The 18,443-nt window shown below is 70.9% G+C and carries 12 protein-coding genes; 9 read left to right on the forward strand and 3 right to left on the reverse strand.

The window, feature by feature from the left end:
- The first annotated feature begins 12 nt into the window (after positions 1-12).
- From ABIA36_RS12095 to ABIA36_RS12120, 6 genes are all read left to right on the forward strand, one after another.
- Positions 13-1,785: a carbamoyltransferase gene (locus ABIA36_RS12095; protein ID WP_369962642.1), complete on the forward strand. Its 1,773-nt coding sequence runs from the start codon at positions 13-15 to the stop codon at positions 1,783-1,785.
- Positions 1,772-2,998, forward strand: coding sequence for a sugar MFS transporter (locus ABIA36_RS12100; RefSeq protein ID WP_369962643.1), 1,227 nt, complete (start codon positions 1,772-1,774; stop codon positions 2,996-2,998). Before ABIA36_RS12095 ends, ABIA36_RS12100 begins: the two co-directional genes overlap by 14 nt.
- A gap of 121 nt (positions 2,999-3,119) precedes the next feature.
- Positions 3,120-4,709, forward strand: coding sequence for a methionine--tRNA ligase (gene metG, locus ABIA36_RS12105; protein ID WP_369962644.1), 1,590 nt, complete (start codon positions 3,120-3,122; stop codon positions 4,707-4,709).
- Positions 4,706-5,635 (forward strand): TatD family hydrolase, encoded by a 930-nt coding sequence (locus ABIA36_RS12110; protein ID WP_369962645.1) that lies wholly within the window; start codon positions 4,706-4,708, stop codon positions 5,633-5,635. Before metG ends, ABIA36_RS12110 begins: the two co-directional genes overlap by 4 nt.
- The gene (gene rsmA / locus ABIA36_RS12115; RefSeq protein ID WP_369962646.1) at positions 5,632-6,477 is read left to right on the forward strand and encodes a 16S rRNA (adenine(1518)-N(6)/adenine(1519)-N(6))-dimethyltransferase RsmA; all 846 of its coding nucleotides are present in this window, start codon (positions 5,632-5,634) and stop codon (positions 6,475-6,477) included. The genes ABIA36_RS12110 and rsmA overlap by 4 nt, the downstream gene beginning before the upstream one ends.
- A 44-nt stretch (positions 6,478-6,521) precedes the next feature.
- Entirely contained in the window at positions 6,522-7,466 is a 945-nt protein-coding gene (locus tag ABIA36_RS12120) for a 4-(cytidine 5'-diphospho)-2-C-methyl-D-erythritol kinase (RefSeq protein WP_369962647.1), read from the forward strand.
- Positions 7,467-7,741: 275 nt separating this feature from the next.
- Here ABIA36_RS12120 and ABIA36_RS12125 read toward each other — a convergent pair whose 3' ends face one another.
- On the reverse strand, positions 7,742-10,594 hold the full coding sequence (locus tag ABIA36_RS12125; protein WP_369962648.1) for a LuxR C-terminal-related transcriptional regulator: 2,853 nt from the start codon (positions 10,592-10,594) through the stop codon (positions 7,742-7,744).
- Between the two features lie 154 nt (positions 10,595-10,748).
- Between ABIA36_RS12125 and ABIA36_RS12130 the strand changes: the two genes are divergently transcribed.
- The gene (locus tag ABIA36_RS12130) at positions 10,749-12,539 is read left to right on the forward strand and encodes an ABC-F family ATP-binding cassette domain-containing protein (RefSeq protein ID WP_369962650.1); all 1,791 of its coding nucleotides are present in this window, start codon (positions 10,749-10,751) and stop codon (positions 12,537-12,539) included.
- On the opposite strand, the gene ABIA36_RS12135 is transcribed toward ABIA36_RS12130, so the two are convergent.
- Entirely contained in the window at positions 12,536-13,069 is a 534-nt protein-coding gene (locus ABIA36_RS12135; RefSeq protein WP_369962651.1) for a GNAT family N-acetyltransferase, read from the reverse strand. The genes ABIA36_RS12130 and ABIA36_RS12135 overlap by 4 nt on opposite strands.
- 166 nt (positions 13,070-13,235) lie before the next feature.
- On the opposite strand from ABIA36_RS12135, the gene ABIA36_RS12140 reads away from it, so the two are divergent.
- Positions 13,236-13,970 carry an alpha/beta fold hydrolase gene (locus ABIA36_RS12140; protein ID WP_369963743.1) on the forward strand — a complete coding sequence of 245 codons (735 nt, stop codon included), beginning with the start codon at positions 13,236-13,238 and terminating at the stop codon, positions 13,968-13,970.
- A gap of 73 nt (positions 13,971-14,043) precedes the next feature.
- Complete coding sequence (locus ABIA36_RS12145) at positions 14,044-15,711, forward strand: acyl-CoA dehydrogenase family protein (RefSeq protein WP_369962652.1); 1,668 nt, start codon at positions 14,044-14,046, stop codon at positions 15,709-15,711.
- Between the two features lie 4 nt (positions 15,712-15,715).
- Here ABIA36_RS12145 and ABIA36_RS12150 read toward each other — a convergent pair whose 3' ends face one another.
- A complete protein-coding gene (locus tag ABIA36_RS12150; RefSeq protein WP_369962653.1) occupies positions 15,716-18,409 on the reverse strand; it encodes a CDP-glycerol glycerophosphotransferase family protein in 2,694 nt (897 codons plus the stop codon).
- Between the last annotated feature and the right edge of the window lie 34 nt (positions 18,410-18,443).

Raw genomic sequence — 18,443 nt, forward strand, 5'->3', positions numbered from 1 at the left:
AGGCCGAATCCGATGTCTCTAGTTCTCGGGCTCAATCTGAGCCACGACCGTTCCGCCGCTCTGGTGCGCGATGGGAAGATCGTCGTCGCTATCGAAGAGGAGCGCCTCGACCGGATCAAGCATTCCGAGGGATTCCTCGTGCAGGGGCACTTCGAGAAGATCACGAAGACCATTCCGATGAAGTCGATCGCATATTGTCTCGACGCTGCGGGTGCAAGCATCGACGAGCTCGATTTGGTCATCGGCAACCGTCCCCTCGGTGATGGAGCCGTCGGAAGGATTCTGCGTGAGCTGCCGATTCGTGACAAAGGCAAGGTGCGGGCGCTGCCTCATCCTGGCCACCACCTGGGACATGCCAGCGTCGCCTACTACCCGTCAGGATTCGAGGAGGCCGCCGTACTCGTCGTCGATCAGGCCGGTGCGCGCGACAAGGCCTCGGGTCGAATCGAGAAGCACACCCTGTTTCGCGGCAATGGCCGCTCGCTCACGCGAGTCGCAGAGACCACGTACCCGCGCGACTACTCCGACCTCAGCCTCGGCCTGTTCTACGACTTCTTCACCACCAAGCTCGGCTTTGTCACCCGATACGGCACACCCGACTGGGGCATCTTCAACTGCGGCGGATATCCAGAGGCGGGCAAGACGATGGGCCTGGCCCCGTACGGCAGTCCGCGCGATGAATGGGGAAGCTGGCTCACTTACGACGGCTTCGATATCCGATCGTCTCAGCGTGAGCTCGAGAGTCGGTGGCAGGAAATCGTCGAAGCGGAAGGACGAGACTTCGACGTTCGGGATCCTCTTCGGTGGCAGACTCAGTTCGCTCGGGATGTCGCCCGAAAAGTCCAGGACGAGCTTGAATCCGCGATGCTGCATCTCGCAGCGCATGCCCACGATGTCACTGGATTGTCCAAGCTGTGCCTGGCGGGCGGTGTCACGCTCAACTCCGTCACGAACCAACGGATTCGTGAGGAGTCGGCGTTTACCGATGTCTTCATCCCGGGCCCGGCAGGAGACTCGGGCGTCGCGATCGGCTGCGCTCTGTACGGCAGTGTCGAGGTCCTAGGCGAGGACCGTCCCATACCGATGAGAGGTGCCGATTTCGGACGTTCGTACAGCCGAGACAGTGTGCTCGAAGCCCTCCGCGCAGTCGCCGATCACACGGACGTCGTTCTGGCCCATCGGCCGGCGGCGCCGGCGGAGGTCGCAGCCTTGGTGGCTGACCACTTCGTGGTCGGCTGGTTCAGCGGGGGCTCTGAAATGGGCCCGCGCGCCCTTGGTCACCGTAGTCTTGTCGCGGATGCGCGCCACCCTGAAATGCGCGACTATCTGAACAACGTCGTCAAGCACCGTGAACCGTTCCGGCCCTTCGCGCCGTCAGCCTTGGCTGAAGAGGCCTCCGCGTGGTTCGAGTTCTCGGGTGAGAGTCCGTTCATGCTCCTCGTCCCTTCGGTGCGACAGGAGCGCCGGGAAACGGTCCCCAGCATTACGCACGTCGATGGAACGGCTCGTCTTCAGACGGTGAATGCCGACGATTCCCCGGAGTATCACTCCCTGATATCGGCCTTTCGCGCCCTCACTGGGGTGCCGATTGTGCTGAATACGTCATACAACGACGCTGGAGAGCCGATCGTCGAGACACCGTGGGACGCGCTGTGCACGTTCGTTCGAACCGAGCTGGACTATCTCTGGTTGGACGGTGTGCTGGTGTCGAAGGTGGACAGAGCGCTCCCCGACGAGCACCCGTCACACCGGCCACTGGCGACGAAGGCTCATGCCGCACCGTGACAAGTCGGCGCGGCCGGCCGAGACGTTCGCCCACCGCCGCGTTCGCGTCGGATTTGTTCTCAGCCAGGTGTTCTTTGGTTTGGCCACGAGCTTGTTCGACATGTTCTATCCGTTGTATCTCGGCTCCGTGGGCGTTAACGCGGAAGGGGCAGGCCTAGTCTTCTCTGTCGGTTTCGCCGTCATGGCCTTGGCTGTAATGCCCATGAGCTTGGCGGCGGCGAGAGTCGGGGTCCAGCGTTTTATGCTGGTGAGCAGCTTCGGCTTCGGTCTCACCATGCTGCTGGTCCCCTTTCTGGTCGGCCTTACGTCGCACCTCGTGGTTTTCGCGGTCAACAGCGTGTGTGCAGCGGTCATGCTTGTCGCGGTCAACTCTGTCGTCGGCCGAGCGATTCGGGATGACGGGCAGCGATTCTCCACTTTCACCGCCGGCTTTCTCGCATTCCTGGCGGCCTCCGCTGTGGGCAACCTGCTGGGTGTCGCACTCGCGCGTTGGGGCGGTGGCGGAGCTCTCGAGCGTACAGCGCTCGTTGCTGCGGGCCTTTTGGCGCTCGGCGTCGGTGCCTCACGTGTGCTGATGCGCGATAGGCCCGACGAGCCTGGGGGCCTCGCAGACGATGTGCGCGGCGGCCGGGGGTGGCCGCGACTTGTGCGTGAGAATCGTGTGCGGCTTGGGCATCTGATGATGGTCGCTCTGTTCGTCGGTGGCGCCGGTGTCCTGGCGATACGGTTCCTGAGTATCGTCGCGGTCGAGTACTTCGGTATGGACGAGGAAGGCCTCGGCTGGCTACTCGTCGGAGATCGGATCGCCAGCTTCTTCGGCCTTTTCGTGCTGGCGCCCCTCATGAAACGACGCGACCCCTTCCGGGTAGCGGGAGTTGTCATGATTGTCGCTCTCATCCTGCAGATTCTGAGCGCCGGCGCTTCCATCGCGGCCGTTTACGCCATCTGGTACCTGAGTCGACAGGGACTTCACTATTCGCAGATGCCCGTGCTCGACCACGCCGCCAATCTCGACACGCCGGCAACCGGGCGAACGATCTTCAATGGCACGCAGCGGATGGGAATCTACCTCGGAAGTGCACTTGGCTCGTTGGCCTACGGCGCACTCATTGCGCGAGATCTCTTCGGATGGGCGATGATCCTGTCTGGCGTGTTCGCAGCACTGGCGGGTGTCGGCTATCTTTTTCGCCCAGCCATTCGCCGCGCGAGCTAGAGCTCCTGGGGAGAGTCCTCACCGAGCGCGAACGTGGCGTCGACTCTGCGGCCGCCGCGCCGGCCTCCGACCGTCGGTAACACGCCCGTCCACCCCCGCGCGCGCCCGTAGGATAGTCACCATGTCCGACGGCTCCGCGTTCTACATCACCACGCCGATCTTCTACGTCAACGACGTCCCGCACATCGGGCACGCCTATACGGAGGTCGCCGCGGACGTGCTCGCGCGCTGGCACCGTCAGGCCGGGGACGACACCTGGCTGCTGACCGGCACCGACGAGCACGGGCAGAAGATCCTGCGCACCGCGACCGCCAACGGCACCACCCCGAAGGAGTGGGCCGACCGGCTGGTGACGAATGAGTGGCTGCCGCTGCTGAAGACCATCGACATCGCCAACGACGACTTCATCCGCACCACCGACGAGCGGCACGAGAAGAACGTGCAGAAGTTCCTGCAGAAGCTGTACGACGACGGCTTCATCTACGCGGGTGAGTACGAGGCGCTGTACTGCGTCGGCTGCGAGGAGTTCAAGCCGCAGAGCGAGATCGTCGACGGCACGGGGGAGTACGAGGGGCAGAAGGTCTGCGCCATCCACTCCAAGCCGCTGGAGCTGCTGCAGGAGAAGAACTACTTCTTCCGGATGAGCGACTTCGCCGACCGGCTGCTGGCGCTCTACGAGGAGCGGCCGGAGTTCGTGCAGCCGGAGTCGGCGCGCAACGAGGTCGTCTCCTTCGTGCGTCAAGGGCTCAGCGACCTGTCCATCTCGCGGTCCAGCTTTGACTGGGGCATCAAGGTGCCGTGGGACGAGTCGCACGTCGTCTATGTCTGGTTCGACGCGCTGCTCAACTATGTGACCGCGGTCGGTTACGGGCAGGACGAGGAGACCTTCGAGCGGCGCTGGCCGGCGACGCACCTGGTCGGCAAGGACATCCTGCGCTTCCACGCCGTGATCTGGCCCGCCATGCTGATGGCCGCCGGGCTCGAGGTGCCTCACCGGGTGTTCGGGCACGGCTGGCTGCTGGTCGGCGGCGAGAAGATGTCCAAGTCCAAGCTGACCGGCATCGCGCCGACGCAGATCACCGACACGTTCGGCTCCGACGCGTTCCGCTACTACTTCCTGCGCGCGATCAACTTCGGCCAGGACGGCTCGTTCAGCTGGGAGGACCTCGCCGCGCGCTACCAGGCGGAGCTGGCCAACGGTTTCGGCAACCTGGCGTCGCGCGTGATCGCGATGGTCACCCGCTACTTCGAGGGCGTCGTGCCGCCGGCCGGTGCGTACGAGGAGGCCGACCTCCACGTGCAGCAGGTCGTCGCGAAGGCCACGGCCGACGCGGACGCCGCGATGAGCACGCTCGCCATCCACGACGCGCTCGCCGCGGTGTGGACGATCGTGGACGAGCTCAACGGCTACATCACGATCCAGGAGCCGTGGTCGCTGGCGAAGGACGACGCCAAGCGCGAGCGCCTGCAGACCGTGCTCTACACGGCGGCCGAGGGGCTGCGCGCGCTCGCCGTGCTGCTCTCCCCGGTCGTCCCGAAGGCGACGGCGAAGCTGTGGACGGCGCTCGGCGTGACCGCGGAGCTCGGTCCGCTGGACGCGCAGCCGCTCCGGAAGGCCGGCGACTGGGGGCAGCTCCCGGCGGGCACCGAGGTGAACGGGCTCGAGGCGCTGTTCCCGCGCATCGAGGCGGACGTGGTGCAGGGGGCATGACCGACCCCGCGTTCATCCGGCAGCGACACGTCACCGACGGTCGCGACCTCGCGTACCCGCCGCTGCCGGAGGCGCTCGTCGTCCCTGTCTACGACAACCACACCCACCTGGAGATTGCCGACGGGCACGACCCGCTCGACTACCGCGAGCAGCTCGACCGGGCGTCCAGCGTGGGCGTGCGCGGGGTGGTCCAGGTCGGCAACGACGTGGAGACCTCGCGCTGGTCGGCCCAGATGGCGGCGATCGAGCCGCGGATGCTGGCCGCCGTCGCCCTCCACCCCAACGACGCACCGGACTACGCCGAGCGCGGCGAGCTGGAAGACGCCCTCGCGGTGATCGCCGAGCTGGCCGGGCGGCCCCGGGTGCGGGCCGTGGGGGAGACCGGGCTCGACTTCTTCCGCACCGAGGCCGGGCCGCGGCGCGACGCGCAGTTCGCCTCCTTCGAGGCGCACATCGAGATCGCGAAGCAGAACGGGATCGCGCTGCAGATCCACGACCGGGACGCGCACGCCGCCGTCGTCGCGACGCTGAAGCGCGTCGGCGCTCCCGAGCGGACGGTCTTCCACTGCTTCTCCGGCGACGTCGAGCTGGCGGAGATCTGCGCGGACAACGGCTGGTACATGTCGTTCGCGGGCAACGTCACGTTCAAGAACGCGCCGAACCTGCGGGCCGCGCTCCAGTCCGCGCCGCGCCACCTGATCATGGTCGAGACCGACGCGCCGTTCCTCACCCCGGCGCCGTTCCGCGGCCGGCCGAACGCGCCGTACCTCATCCCGCACACCCTCCGGGCGATGGCCGAGTACCTCGGCACCGATGCCTCCACGCTCGCGGCGCAGGTCAACTCCAACACCGAGCTGGTCTACGGCCGCTGGGACAGCGAGCCCGTCGGGCCGCCGCCGTCGGGCCCGATCGGGACGATCGCGTGAGCGAGCTGCGCCTGCTCGGGCCGGCCGAGATCCGCGACCTCGCGGAGCTGCTCGACGTCACCCCGACCAAGAAGCTCGGTCAGAACTTCGTGATCGACGGCAACACCGTGCGCCGCATCGTGCGGGTCGCGGAGGTGGCGGCGGGTGACGTGGTGGTGGAAGTCGGACCCGGTCTCGGCTCCCTCACGCTCGGCCTCCTGGAGACCGGGGCGCGTGTCGTCGCCGTCGAGATCGACCGCAGGCTCGCCGCGCAGCTCCCGGTCACGGTCGGCCAGCTCGCGCCGTCCGCGGCGGAGCGGCTGACCGTCGTCCACCAGGACGCGCTCACGGTGACGGAGCTGCCCGAGCAGCCGACGAGGCTGGTCGCCAACCTCCCGTACAACGTCTCGGTGCCGGTGCTGCTGCACTTCCTGGAGACCTTCCCGACCCTCCGCTCCGGCGTGGTGATGGTGCAGGCGGAGGTCGGTCACCGCATCGCGGCCGGCCCCGGCTCCAAGGTCTACGGCGCCCCCAGCGTGAAGGCCGCGTGGTACGGCGACTGGCGCACGGCGGGCAACGTCAGCCGGCAGATCTTCTGGCCGGTGCCCAACGTGGACTCGGTGCTCGTCGCCTTCGAACGCCGCGATGAGCCGCGCGGCGACGAGGCCCTCCGCCGCCGCACGTTCGCGCTGGTCGACGCCGCCTTCCAGCAGCGCAGGAAGACTCTCCGGCAGGCGCTGTCCGTCGTCTTCGGCGACCCCACCTCCGCCGCGACCGCGCTGGAGGCCGCCGGGATCAGCCCGTCGCTGCGGGGCGAGCAGCTCCAGCTCGACGACTTCGTGAGACTCGCCGCCTGCGCCTGATCGGGTGGTCCTCGCGGCGGCCCCGCGGTGTGTAGGTTTGAGGCATGGTCGAGGCTGGTACGGGGTGGGACGTGGATGCTGTGCATGTGCGTGCGCCGGGCAAGATCAACGTGTTCATGCGCGTCGGCGCCGTCCGCGACGACGGCTACCACGACGTCGCGACCGCCTACCAGGCCGTCTCGCTCTACGAGGACGTCCGGGCGTACCGGGCCGACGACTTCTCGGTCAGCTTCACGGGCAGCGTCGACACGAGCGCCCTCCCGACCGACGGCACGAACCTGGCCATCAAGGCCGCCAAGCTGCTGGCCAAGAAGACCGGCCACACCGGCGGCGTCCGGCTGGAGATCGACAAGCGCGTCCCCATCGCGGGCGGTATGGGCGGAGGCTCGGCCGACGCCGCGGCGACCTTGGTCGCCTGCGACGCGCTGTGGGGCACCGAGCTCGGCCGCGAAGAGCTGCTCGCGCTGGCCGCCCGGCTCGGTGCGGACGTGCCGTTCGCGCTGATCGGCGGCACCGCGATCGGCACCGGCCGCGGCGACCGGCTCAGCCCGGCGCTGGCGACCGGGCAGTTCCAGTGGGTGCTGGCGCTGCCGGAGGGCGAGCTCAGCACGCCCGCCGTCTACAGCGAGCTCGACCGGCACCGCCAGCGGCACATCGGCGAGATCGCGCCGGCCGAGCGCAGCCCGAGCGTGGACGCGGCGATCCTGCACGCCCTGCGCGCGGGCGACCCCGCGATGCTGGCCGAGGCGCTCACGAACGACCTCCAGGCGCCGGCCATCCACCTGGCCCCGAGCATCGCGGAGGTGCTGGAGCTGGGCGAGCTGAACGGCGCGCTCGCGGGCATCGTGTCGGGCTCCGGTCCGACCGTGGCGTTCCTGACGGCGGACCTCGACAACGCGCTCGACCTGCAGATCGCGCTCAGCGCCTCCCGGATCCGCGCGGTGCGGGCGACCGGGCCGGTGCACGGGGCGCGCGTCGTCGGCGACTGAGGCGCCGCGAGGGCTGCCCGCCGAGTGCCCCGGGAACCGGGCCGTGTCGGGCCACATCCCGGCGCTCCCGGTGCACTCGGCGCTGGTGAGGTGCGCCAGGCGTGCGTGCGGGCGGACGCCTGAGCCCGAGGACGCCCGATCCGCAGCGCACGTCGGGTTGAGACGATTCGTCAGATTCGCAAGTCGTTTCCGTGCGGGTGCGGGTCGGGCATCCCGGGTGATCACCACGTTAGCTACGGTGCGGCGTGTCCTCCTAGTGGGGGACAGGAAAACCGTCAACTCTTGACGGGTCGGTCGCTTCTGACGGGCCGGCGGCGGGGGAGCGCGAGCGAGCGCAGCTCCCGGCGGGAGCGCATCCCGAGCTTGGCGAGGATGTTGCGCACGTGGAAGTTGACGGTCGTCACGGAGACGTACAGCCGCTCCGCGATCTCCTTGTTGGTCATGCCAGCGGCCAGGGCGTGGGCCACCTGCCGCTCGCGCGTCGTGAGCGACGCGAGGGGGTCCTCCACGCGCTCGCCGTCGGCCGCGGCGCACTCGGCCGAGCGCAGTGCGTCGAGGTGCTGCACGGTCCGGGCGAGGTAACCGGCGGCGCCGAGGCGGCGGAAGGTCGTGGCGGCGGCCTCGAGGAGGGCCTCCGCGTCGCGCGGCCCGCCGGCGCCGTCCGTGGCGAGCAGGCGGCCGGCGTCCAGCGCCGCGACCGCCTGGGCGAAGGCGAAGCGGGGCTCCTGTGCCGCCTCCCGGTAGGCGGTCATCGCGTCCGCGATTCTGCCCTCGGCCTCCAGCACCCGGCCTTCGAGCCAGCGCAGCGAGCCGTAGTAGGGACGCCAGAGGCCGGGAGCCGTGCAGCGCTCGTACGCGGCGCGCGCCTCGGCCGCACGGCCGAGTGTCGCGAGCGCGTCGACGCGGTAGCTGAGCCAGCCGAGGGTGGAGGCGCGCGTCGCGGCGGCCTCCGCGTCGAGTGTCGCCTGGAGCTGCTCCTCCGGCCGGCCGAGCGCGCGGGCGAGCTCGGCCCGGGCGAGGAACGGCAGGTCGCCGTCGTAGGAGCCGGTGAACCGCGGGTCGGCGCGCGCGGCCGAGCGCAGCCGCTCGCCCACCGAGTCGGCCTCGCCGCGGCCGGCGCGCACCAGGGCGGAGGTCCACAGGGCGATCGGCCAGCAGGACAGGTCGGTCTCGTCCAGGGCGAGCGCCACGGCCGTGTCGGCGAGCGTGACGGACTCCTCCCACTCGCCGACGAGGAAGAGGATGTGCGCGTAGATGGTGCGGACGAAACCGGCGGTCCAGCTCGACGGGAAACGGCGGACGAGCTCGTTGGCGCGGGCCAGGTCGGCGCGGGCGCGCTCGACGTCGCCGCCGAGGATGAACACCCGGGATCGTGCCACCAGCGCGTCCACGGCCGCCGGCGACTCGTGCTGCGCGAGCAGCTCGTCCAGCTCGGCGGTGAGCGGCTCGAACAGGTCGGGTCGGCGCGCGTGCGCGGCCGAGTTGAGCGCCCAGCCGAGCAGCCGGACCAGGTGCTCGTCGGGCTCCGCCAGCCAGCGGAGCGCCGGGTCGGCGACCTCCTCCGGGCGCGGGCACTCCGCGATGTGCGCGCGGGCGGTCTCCAGGTGGTCGAGGACGCCGGCGAAGTCGCCCATCGCCATCAGCACCTTCGGGATGGCCTCGGCGACGTGGGTGCGGATGGCCCGCTCGTCGGGGGTGACCGCGGGCGCGGCCTCCAGCTTCAGCGCGAGCTCCAGGGCGCCCGGAACGTCGCGGGAGAGGGTGCGCAGCTCCAGCAGCACGGCGTCGCGTGCGGGCGACGGCGCCAGGGCCTCGATCGCGGGGCGCAGTTCCAGGATCTGCTCGTGCAGCCGGAACCGCATCGCGACCAGCCCCAGCTCGATCAGCGCGCGCTCCCGCTCGCCGTCGGTGGCCAGGTGCACAGCCGAGCGCGCGTAGCTCATCGCCTGCTCGGCGTGACCCTGGTCGGCGGCGGCCCGTGCGGCGGCGAGCAGCTCGTCGACCAGCAGCGGGTCGGCGGTGTCGGCGGCCTCCACCCGGTGGCGGAGCGCGCGGTGCCCGTCGAGCACCTCGGCGGCGACCCGGTGGATGGCGACCCGGCGCTCCACGCTCAACTCGGCGGCGAGCGCGTCGGCGAGCAGCGCGTGCGCCGGCTCCACCCAGAGCACGCCGTCGCGGGCGCGGCCGAGGACAAGCCCGCGGGTCACGGCGCCGGGAAGGTCGAGCGTGGCGTCGAGCCGGGCGGCGATGCTGCCGACGACGGGCGCGGGCAGCGGGTCGCGCAGCACGGCCACGAACTCGGCGGCGGTGCGGACGGACGGGTCGGCGCCCTCCAGCGCAGCCGAGACGGCGGACGCGAGCGGCAGGATCGCGGTGTCGGGGAGGTCCCAGCCCGCGGGGTGCAGCGCCTGCTCGAAGGTGTCGCGGAGGCGGCCCAGCAGCACGCTCAGCAGCAGCGGGGAGCCCTGGGTCGCCTCGGTGAGGCGGGTCGCCGTGCGGCGCGAGATGGCGTGGCCGAGGAGGTGCTCGGCGAGCTCCTGCGTGTCGGGGACGGTCAGCGGGGTGAGCGCGATTCGGGCGTGGTTGACGGAGGTCGCGGCGAGGTCGTCGAACAGGGTGGTGAGACTGTTCGGCTGCGGGCGCGAGGCCGCGGTGAACAGGAAGCCGCGCTCGGACAGCCGCCGCACCACGAACCGCAGCGCGCGCGCCGAGGGCTCGTCCACCCACTGCGCGTCGTCGACGATGAGGCACACCGGGCCCGCCAGGCCGTCGATCGCGTCGAGCAGCAGCCTCCCGACCGTGAGGGCGTCGTCCTCCGGAGCGGGCGAGCGGATGGGCGAGCGGGCCCCGCCGTCCGCGCCGCGCAGCGCGGTCAGCGCGCGCACGAGGGTCTCGACCGTCGCGTAGGCGAGGTCGGATTCGAACGAGTCGGCGCTCACCCGCAGGACGGTCCAGTCGCCCAGCCGCTCGGCGATGTCGGCCAGCAGGGAGGTCTTGCCGAGCCCCGCCTCCCCGGTGACGAGCACGGCGCCCCCGCGGTCGATCGCGCGGTGGGCGACCAGGAGGATGGTCTCGCGGGCCCGGTCGCGCCCGAAGAGTGGGCGTACGGTCGCCAGAGCGTCGGTCACGGTCAGCCCCCATCGACCGCACGGGTCGGGAGACGCGCGGTCCGGTTTCCCGATCATCGCACACCGGGGCATCCGGTCGGTTTCCCCCAAGGTGGGGGAGCTGGCGTCATCCCGCAGGGGCCGCACCGCCCGCGACGGTAGGCTGGGGGACCGTATGGCTCATCTCCTCGGCGCCGAATCGCTGCACCTCGAATACCCGACGCGGGTCGTCCTCGACTCGGTGACCCTCGGCGTCTCCGAAGGCGACCGCATCGGCGTCGTCGGCCGCAACGGCGACGGCAAGTCCACCCTCCTCGCGCTGCTCGCCGGCCGGCTCGAACCCGACTCCGGCCGCGTCACCCGGCGCCGCGACGTCACGGTCGGGATGCTCGACCAGCGCGACGAGCTGCCCGACGCGCTCACTGTCGGCCGCGCCATCGTCGGAGACCGCGACGAGCACACCTGGGCGGGCGACCCGAAGGTGCGGGACGTCCTGGCCGGGCTGGTCGCCGACGTGCCGTGGGACGCCACGATCGGCGAGCTCTCGGGAGGCCAGCGCCGGCGCGTGGCGCTCGCCGCCCTCCTCGTGCACGACCACGACATCGTCTTCCTCGACGAGCCGACCAACCACCTCGACATCGAGGGCGTCGCCTGGCTCGCCGCCCACCTGAAGCGGCGCTGGCCGTCCGGTTCGGGCGCGCTCGTGGTCGTGACGCACGACCGCTGGTTCCTGGACGAGGTGTCGACCGCGACCTGGGAGGTCCACGACGGCATCGTGGAACCGTTCGAGGGCGGCTACGCGGCCTACATCCTGCAGCGCGTCGAACGCGACCGGATGTCGGCGGTCGCCGAGACCAAACGGCAGAACCTGATGCGCAAGGAGCTCGCCTGGCTGCGGCGCGGCGCTCCCGCGCGCACCTCCAAGCCGAAGTTCCGGATGGACGCCGCCGCGACCCTCATCGCCGACGAGCCGGCGCCGCGCGACACCGTCGAGCTGACCAAGCTCGCCACCTCCCGGCTCGGCAAGGACGTGGTCGACCTCATCGACGTTACCGTCGAGTTCCCGCCGAAGACCGTGCTGCGCGATGTCGAATGGCGGATCGCCCCCGGCGAGCGCACCGGCATCCTCGGCGTCAACGGCGCGGGCAAGTCCACGCTGCTGGGTCTCGTCGCCGGCACCGTCCAGCCGACCGCCGGCCGGGTCAAGCGCGGCAAGACCGTCAAGATCGCGACCCTCACCCAGCAGCTCGACGAGCTGGAGGACGTGCTCGACCTCCGGGTGAGCGCCGTCGTCGCCGACAAGCGCACGACGTATCTGGCCGGCGGCAAGGAGGTCTCGCCCGGCCAGATGCTGGAGCGGCTCGGTTTCACCAACGCGCAGCTCTCCACGCCGGTCAAGGACCTCTCCGGCGGCCAGAAGCGCCGCCTCCAGCTCCTGCTGATCCTGCTGGACGAGCCGAACGTGCTCATCCTGGACGAGCCGACCAACGACCTCGACACCGACATGCTGGCCGCGATGGAGGACCTCCTCGACGGCTGGCCCGGCACGCTGCTGGTGGTGTCGCACGACCGGTATCTCGTGGAGCGGGTGACCGACCAGCAGTATGCGGTGCTAGACGGGGCGTTCCGGCACCTGCCGGGCGGGGTGGACGAATACCTGCGGTTGCGGCGGGAGCGGAGCGCGGCGCCGGCCGGTACGTCGGTGGCGGCTACGGCCCCCGGCCCGGCGACCCCGGCCCTGTCGGGTGCGGCGCTGCGCACGGCCGAGAAGGAGCTGACCTCCATCGACCGCCGCCTGGCGAAGCTGGCCGCCCAGGTCGCCGCCCACCACGAGTCCATCGCCCGCCACGACCAGAGCGACTACGTCGGCCTCGGTCGCCTCACCGAGGAGTTGCGCGCCCTGGAGGGCGAGATCGCCGACCAGGAGACCCGCTGGTTGGAGCTCTCGGAGCAGCTCGAGGGCTAGGAGCGCAACGCCTCGAACAGCTCCATCGGCACGTTGTAGTACGCGTCGCTGGAGCCGATCCGCCGCATCCCGATCCGCTCGCAGACGCGCTGCGACGCGGCGTTGTCGGGGTAGGTTACCGCGACCACCCGCGGGAGGTCCGCGAGCGCCGCCACGAGGAGGGCGCGCGCCGCCTCCGCCGCGTAGCCGTGCCCCCAGTGCCCCGGGTGGAAGTGCCAGCCGATCTCGGTGTCGCCGGACGGCCGCAGCGGTTCGGGTCCGGAGGCCGGGATGGGCTGCAGCATCACCGTGCCGACCGGCGTCCCATCCGCGAGCTCCACTACGCGGAACACGCGCAGGTCGTCTTCGAGCGCCCGTAAGCGCGCGATGCGACGCTCGGCCTCCACCGGCTCGGTCATGACCGTGGGGGTGCGGCCGAGGAACCGCGCGACCTCCCACCGGGAGTAGAGGTCGAAGGCGAAGGCGGCGTCGTCGTCGCGCCACGGGCGCAGGGCGAGCCGGTCGGTGGTGAGGGTGGTGGGGATGCGCACCCGGTTCAGCGTAATCGGGACAAGCCCCTGACGCGGATCGGGGCACATAGAGTGGAGCGACCGGAAAGGGAAAGGGCTCCTCGACATCTCCACCGCAACACCTCACTCCCACACCTCGGGCCATGCTGCGATTCCCGATGTCGTGAATCCCGGGACCCCGGTGATCGTGTTCCATCCGGCGATGGGCGTCGGCTGGTCGTACTACCGTCCGCTGTTCGACCGGCTGCGCGGTCTTGGTGCGATCGTCGTCGCCCACGATCTTCGAGGTCACGACGTTCGGGGACGCGGCTCCGACTCCGGGTTCCGCGAAATCGTCGAGGTCGACATCCCGGCGATCGTGGCCGAGGCACGGTCGCGCTGGCCCGGTCATCCGGTGTGGCTGATGGGGCACAGTCTCGGCGGCCAGCTCTCCGCGGTCAGCGCCGCGCACAATGCGCTGCCGGTCGAGGGTCTGGTTCTCATCGCCGCCGGATCAGCGCACCATCGCGGTTTCCCGTCGTGGCGCGGACTCCGCAATCGGCTCCTTGCGCCGTGTTTCGCGGCCATGACCATCGTCCTCGGGTATTGGCCGGGCGACCGGGTGGGCTTCGGCGGGCGCCAGCCTCGTCGGCTTCTTCTCGATTGGGCGTACCTGGTGCGCACCGGCCGCTATCGTTCGGGCGACACGGGACGGGAGTACGACGACGACCTGCACCGTTGGGAGCAGCCGCTCCTCCTGGTCGGCGTGGATGGGGACACGCTCGCTCCGGAAGGCGCCATCCACGAGTTGCGGAAGAAGATGCCACGCGCGCGCGCGACCGCCCTCCGCCGACCGCGGCCGCTCGGCGGGAAGGATCCCCACTTCTCCTGGGTCCGCGGCGACGACGGACTCGCGCGCGCCATCGTCGAATGGATGCTCTGAGGGAGTCCCGATCTCACCGGCCCTCCACCGAGCGACCAGCCCACGCCACCCCACCCCGGATTAGACTCCCCCCATGCCGACGCACACCGTTGTGACTCAGCACGCCGACCCCGTCCTCAACCAGGCGCCCCCGCGCGTCGACCTGGACGAGTTCGCTGCGAACCTTCCGCTGCGGGAGGCCGTCGAGCGTTACGACGCCGACTGGGCTGTCTCCGACCTCGGCGCGGTCGGGCGGCTGGTCGGGTCGGCCGGATTCCAGGCCGACGCTGAGCGGGCGAACGTGCGCGAGCCGCAGCTTCGGGCCTTCGACCGGTGGGGTGCGCGCATCGACGAGGTCGACTACGACGAGAGCTACCACCGGGTGATCCGGCAGGCCGTCGCCGCGGGGGCGCACACCTCCGCCTGGGCCGAGCCGCGCGCGGGGGCGAACGTCGCGCGCGCCGCGACGTTCATGCTGTTCGCGCAGGTGGAGCCGGGGCACGCCTGCCCGATCTCCATGTCGCACGCGGCCGTTGCGGCGCTCGCCGCCTCCCCGGAGCTCGCGGCCGAGTGGGTGCCGCGGCTGCTGTCGCGCGACTACGACGGGCGGCTCGGGCAGAGCAAGACCTCGGCGCTGTTCGGGATGGCGATGACCGAGAAGCAGGGCGGCTCGGACGTCCGCGCCAACACCACGCGCGCGCTCGCCGACGGCGACGGGCGCTGGCTGCTGACCGGCCACAAGTGGTTCTGCTCGGCGCCGATGTCGGACGCGTTCCTCGTGCTCGCGCAGACCGCCGGCGGGCTGAGCTGCTTCGTCGTGCCGCGGGTGCTGGAGGACGGCGCGCGCAACGTCTTCCTCATCCAGCGGCTGAAGAACAAGCTCGGCAACCGGTCCAACGCCTCCAGCGAGGTCGAGTTCGCCGACACGGTCGGCTACCTCCTGGGCGAGGAGGGTCGCGGGGTGCGCACCATCCTGGAGATGGTGAACCGCACCCGGCTGGACTGCGTGCTCGGCAGCGCGGCGGGGATGCGGCAGGCGGTCGCGGAGGCGGCGTGGCACGCCCGGCATCGCGCGGCGTTCGGCCGTCGGCTGGTCGAGCAGCCCGCGATGACGGCGGTGCTCGCCGATCTGGCGCTGGAGTCGGAGGCGGCGACGGCGGTGGCGCTCCGGCTGGCCCGCGCGCACGACGACGACGCCACGGAGGGCGAGGTCGCGTTCCGCCGGCTGGCCACCGCGGTGAGCAAGTACTGGGTCTGCAAGCGCGGGCCCGGCCACGCCTACGAGGCGATGGAGTGCCTGGGCGGCAACGGCTACACCGAGGCGTTCCCGCTGGCCCGGCGCTACCGGGAGCAGCCGGTGATGGCGATCTGGGAGGGCTCCGGCAACGTCATCGCGCTGGACGTGCTGCGCGCCCTCCGCCGCGAGCCGGCCAGCGTGGCGGCGTTCGACGCCGAGCTCGCCGCGGCCCGGGGCGTGCACGCCGCGTACGACGCGCACCACGACCGGCTGCGCCGCGCGGTGGCGGAGGCGGACGCGGCGGAGGCGGACGCGTCGGAGGCGGACGCAGCGGCGTACGAGTCCTCGGCGCGCAGCCTGGTCGCCGCGCTGGCGGTGGCGCTGCAGGCGTCGCTGCTCATCCGGCACGCGCCGCCGGCCGTCGCTGACGCGTTCGTCGCGGCCCGGCTCGGAGCGGACCGCGGGTCGCTCTACGGGGAGCTGCCGCCCGGGGTGGACGCGGCGGGGATCGTCGCGCGGGCCTGAGCGGCTACTCGGCTGCGGCCTCCGACGCCACAGCCTCCGCGGGCGCGGCCTCGGTCGGCGACGCATCGGGGCCCGACGTGGCATCCGACACGCGAGCGGGCGCATCCGACGCGGGCGGGTGAGCACCCGAACCCGCCGGCCCCGGCGCGTCCAGCGGCACAGCCGAGGCCGCAGCCGCCTGCACCTCGGGCGCCGCCGCCACGACCGGCTCCGCCCCGATCGCCCGGTAGAACTCGCCGACGGCCTTGCGGTTGTACGCCGCCCAGTCGAACACGCTGGCCGGCACCTCGCCGCGCAGGAACGCACGCATGCCGTCCGCGACGCCATCGACCGACTGCGGGACGACCAGGCCGCTGCCCGCGGGGAGGGCGTTCTTCGCCGACGCGAACTCCACCGTCACGATCGGGAGGTCCAGGACGAGCGCCTCCAGGATGACCATCGGCTGGCCCTCGTAGTCGCTCGACAGCACGAAACAGTCCGCCTTGGCCATGATCGCGTGCGGGTTGCGCTGCATGCCGGTCAGGTACACCGAGCCCTGCAGGCCGAGCCGGGCGATGACACCCTCCAGGTGCTCCTGCAGCGGGCCGGCGCCGACGATGACCAGCCGGGTCTTCGGGTTGTCGGCGTGCACCTGCGCGAACGCGCGGATGAGCCGTTCCTGGTTCTTCTCCGGCGACAGCCGTCCCACCGTGACGAATGTGGTGACGCCGTCAGCGGGCGCGAGGAGCGCCTCCGCCCAGTCGGGGACGCTGCCGGCCTCCTCGTCGAAGGCCACCCGGCGGAGGTCGTCCTGCGCGTTCTTCAGGATGTGCTCGGCGTCCACGGTGTTCAGGGCCGAAAGGAACTTCTCCGGCGGAGCGAATTCCGCCAGGGACCGGCGGTTCACCTCCGACAGGGTGGGGGAGACCGACACCAGGTGGTCATACTGCGCGTACAGGGTGAAGAGCTGGGTGAGCGAGTGCAGCATCCGCTTCTCGCCGTTGACCTCGCGGTGCGCGTCGGAGGCCAGGTCGTTGTGCAGCCAGATCGCGCGCTGCGCGTCGGGTGAGTGCAGCAGCAGGATCGCCCAGAACGGCCCGTAGCCGGAGAAGTCGACCACGTAGTCGAAGCGGCTGTCGCCGAAGCAGCGGTACCACTCGTCGTCCCAGAGCTGGTTCTGGGCCGCGGTCTCGGCGTGCTGCGCGGTGCGGCCGCGGCGGAACTCCAGGTGTCGGGCCAGGTGCCGCAGCTTCGCGCCGTTCATCCCGCCGACGCGCGGGAACTGGCGGACCGCCGGGTGGATCTGCTGCTGCTTGCCGATCGCCGCCTGCGAGCCGCTCTGGGCGAAGAACGCGGACACGTCGAAGCGGTCGTGGTCGAGGTTGTTGAGCAGGTTGAGCGCGGAGGTCGTGATCCCGTTCGGGCGCATCCCGCCGAGGTACAGCAGGATCTTCTCGCGGCCGTCGTCGTCCAGCGAGGTGCGCAGCCGGTAGCCCTCGCGCACGCCGCGGAACACGATGTCGACGACGCGCTCGGCGGCCGAGCCGTCGTCGTACGGGGTGAACCGGCGCTGCATCGCCAGGTACTTCTCCCGCGAGTCGGCGGGCACCCGGTCGCCATCCTCGGCCACCGCCGCGAGGGCGTCGCCGAGCTCGGCCGCCGACATCAGCACCGGACCGGGCCACTCCTCCGGCTCGAAGTAGAGGCCGCGGGTGCCGGCGTAGTCGGCGAGGTCGGGGGTGAAGAACAGGATCGGCCGCCCGGTGCGGAGGAAGTCGAAGAAGATGCTCGAGTAGTCGGACACCAGGATGTCGGTGGCGCCGAGCACGAGGTTGGTCGGGATCTCGTTGGGGACGAGCATTCGCGCCAGCTCCGGCCGGTCGGCGGCCAGCGCGTGCACGCTCTGGTGCGTCTTCACCAGCACGGCGTACCGGCTGGTGTCGATGCGCTCCTCCACCTGGGCGATGTGGGCGAGCAGGGCGTCGAGGTCGTCCTCCGGGCGGCCGAAGACCTGCCCCTTCCAGGTCGGCGCGTACAGGATGACCTTGCGGTCGCCGAGCGGGATGCCGGACGCGATCAGCCGGCGGCGCACCTCCTCGCGCTGGGCCTCGTCCAGGAACTGCCGGTCGAGGCGCGGGTAGCCCTCCTCGATGATGCTGCCGCGGTAGATGCCGTCGAGCTTGTACCCGGTGCGGTACATCTGGTCGGTCATGAACTCGTTGGCCGCCAGCAGGTAGTCGGCCTGGACGAAGTTGCGCACGATGTTCGCCGTCGCGAGCGCTCCGCCGTCGATGTCGTAGCCCATCCGCTTCAGCGGGGTGCCGTGCCAGGTGTTGAGGTAGACCTGCCCCGGCCGCTTGGAGAAGTCGTACGGGAAGGTCGCGTTGTTGACCAGGTACTGGCTGGTCGCGAGCGCGCGGTAGTAGGCGGCCGACCCGTAGCGGACGAAGCTGACGCGGGGGTCGTCGGCGAACTCCTCGACCGCCGCGCGGTACCGGTGGAGGTCGGACAGTGCCCAGACGTGGGTGAGGTGCTTCAGGTCGGGCGCGGCCAGGAGCTGACGGAACAGCGCCTCCGGGTTGTCGAGCATCCCGTTGCCCGAGAACGACTCGTAGAACACGGAGCCGAGGACGAGCGGCTGCCGACGCCAGTGCGCGTGGATCTCGAAGCGTGCGGCGCGCTTCACTCGCGAGGGGAGGCGCTTCAGGGAAAGTCTCATCGCCGACGAGTTTATGAGAGCGGGATAACAGACA

Origin of the sequence: Leifsonia sp. EB34 (genome assembly GCF_041260585.1) — a bacterium.
Taxonomy (GTDB): Bacteria; Actinomycetota; Actinomycetes; order Actinomycetales; family Microbacteriaceae; genus Leifsonia.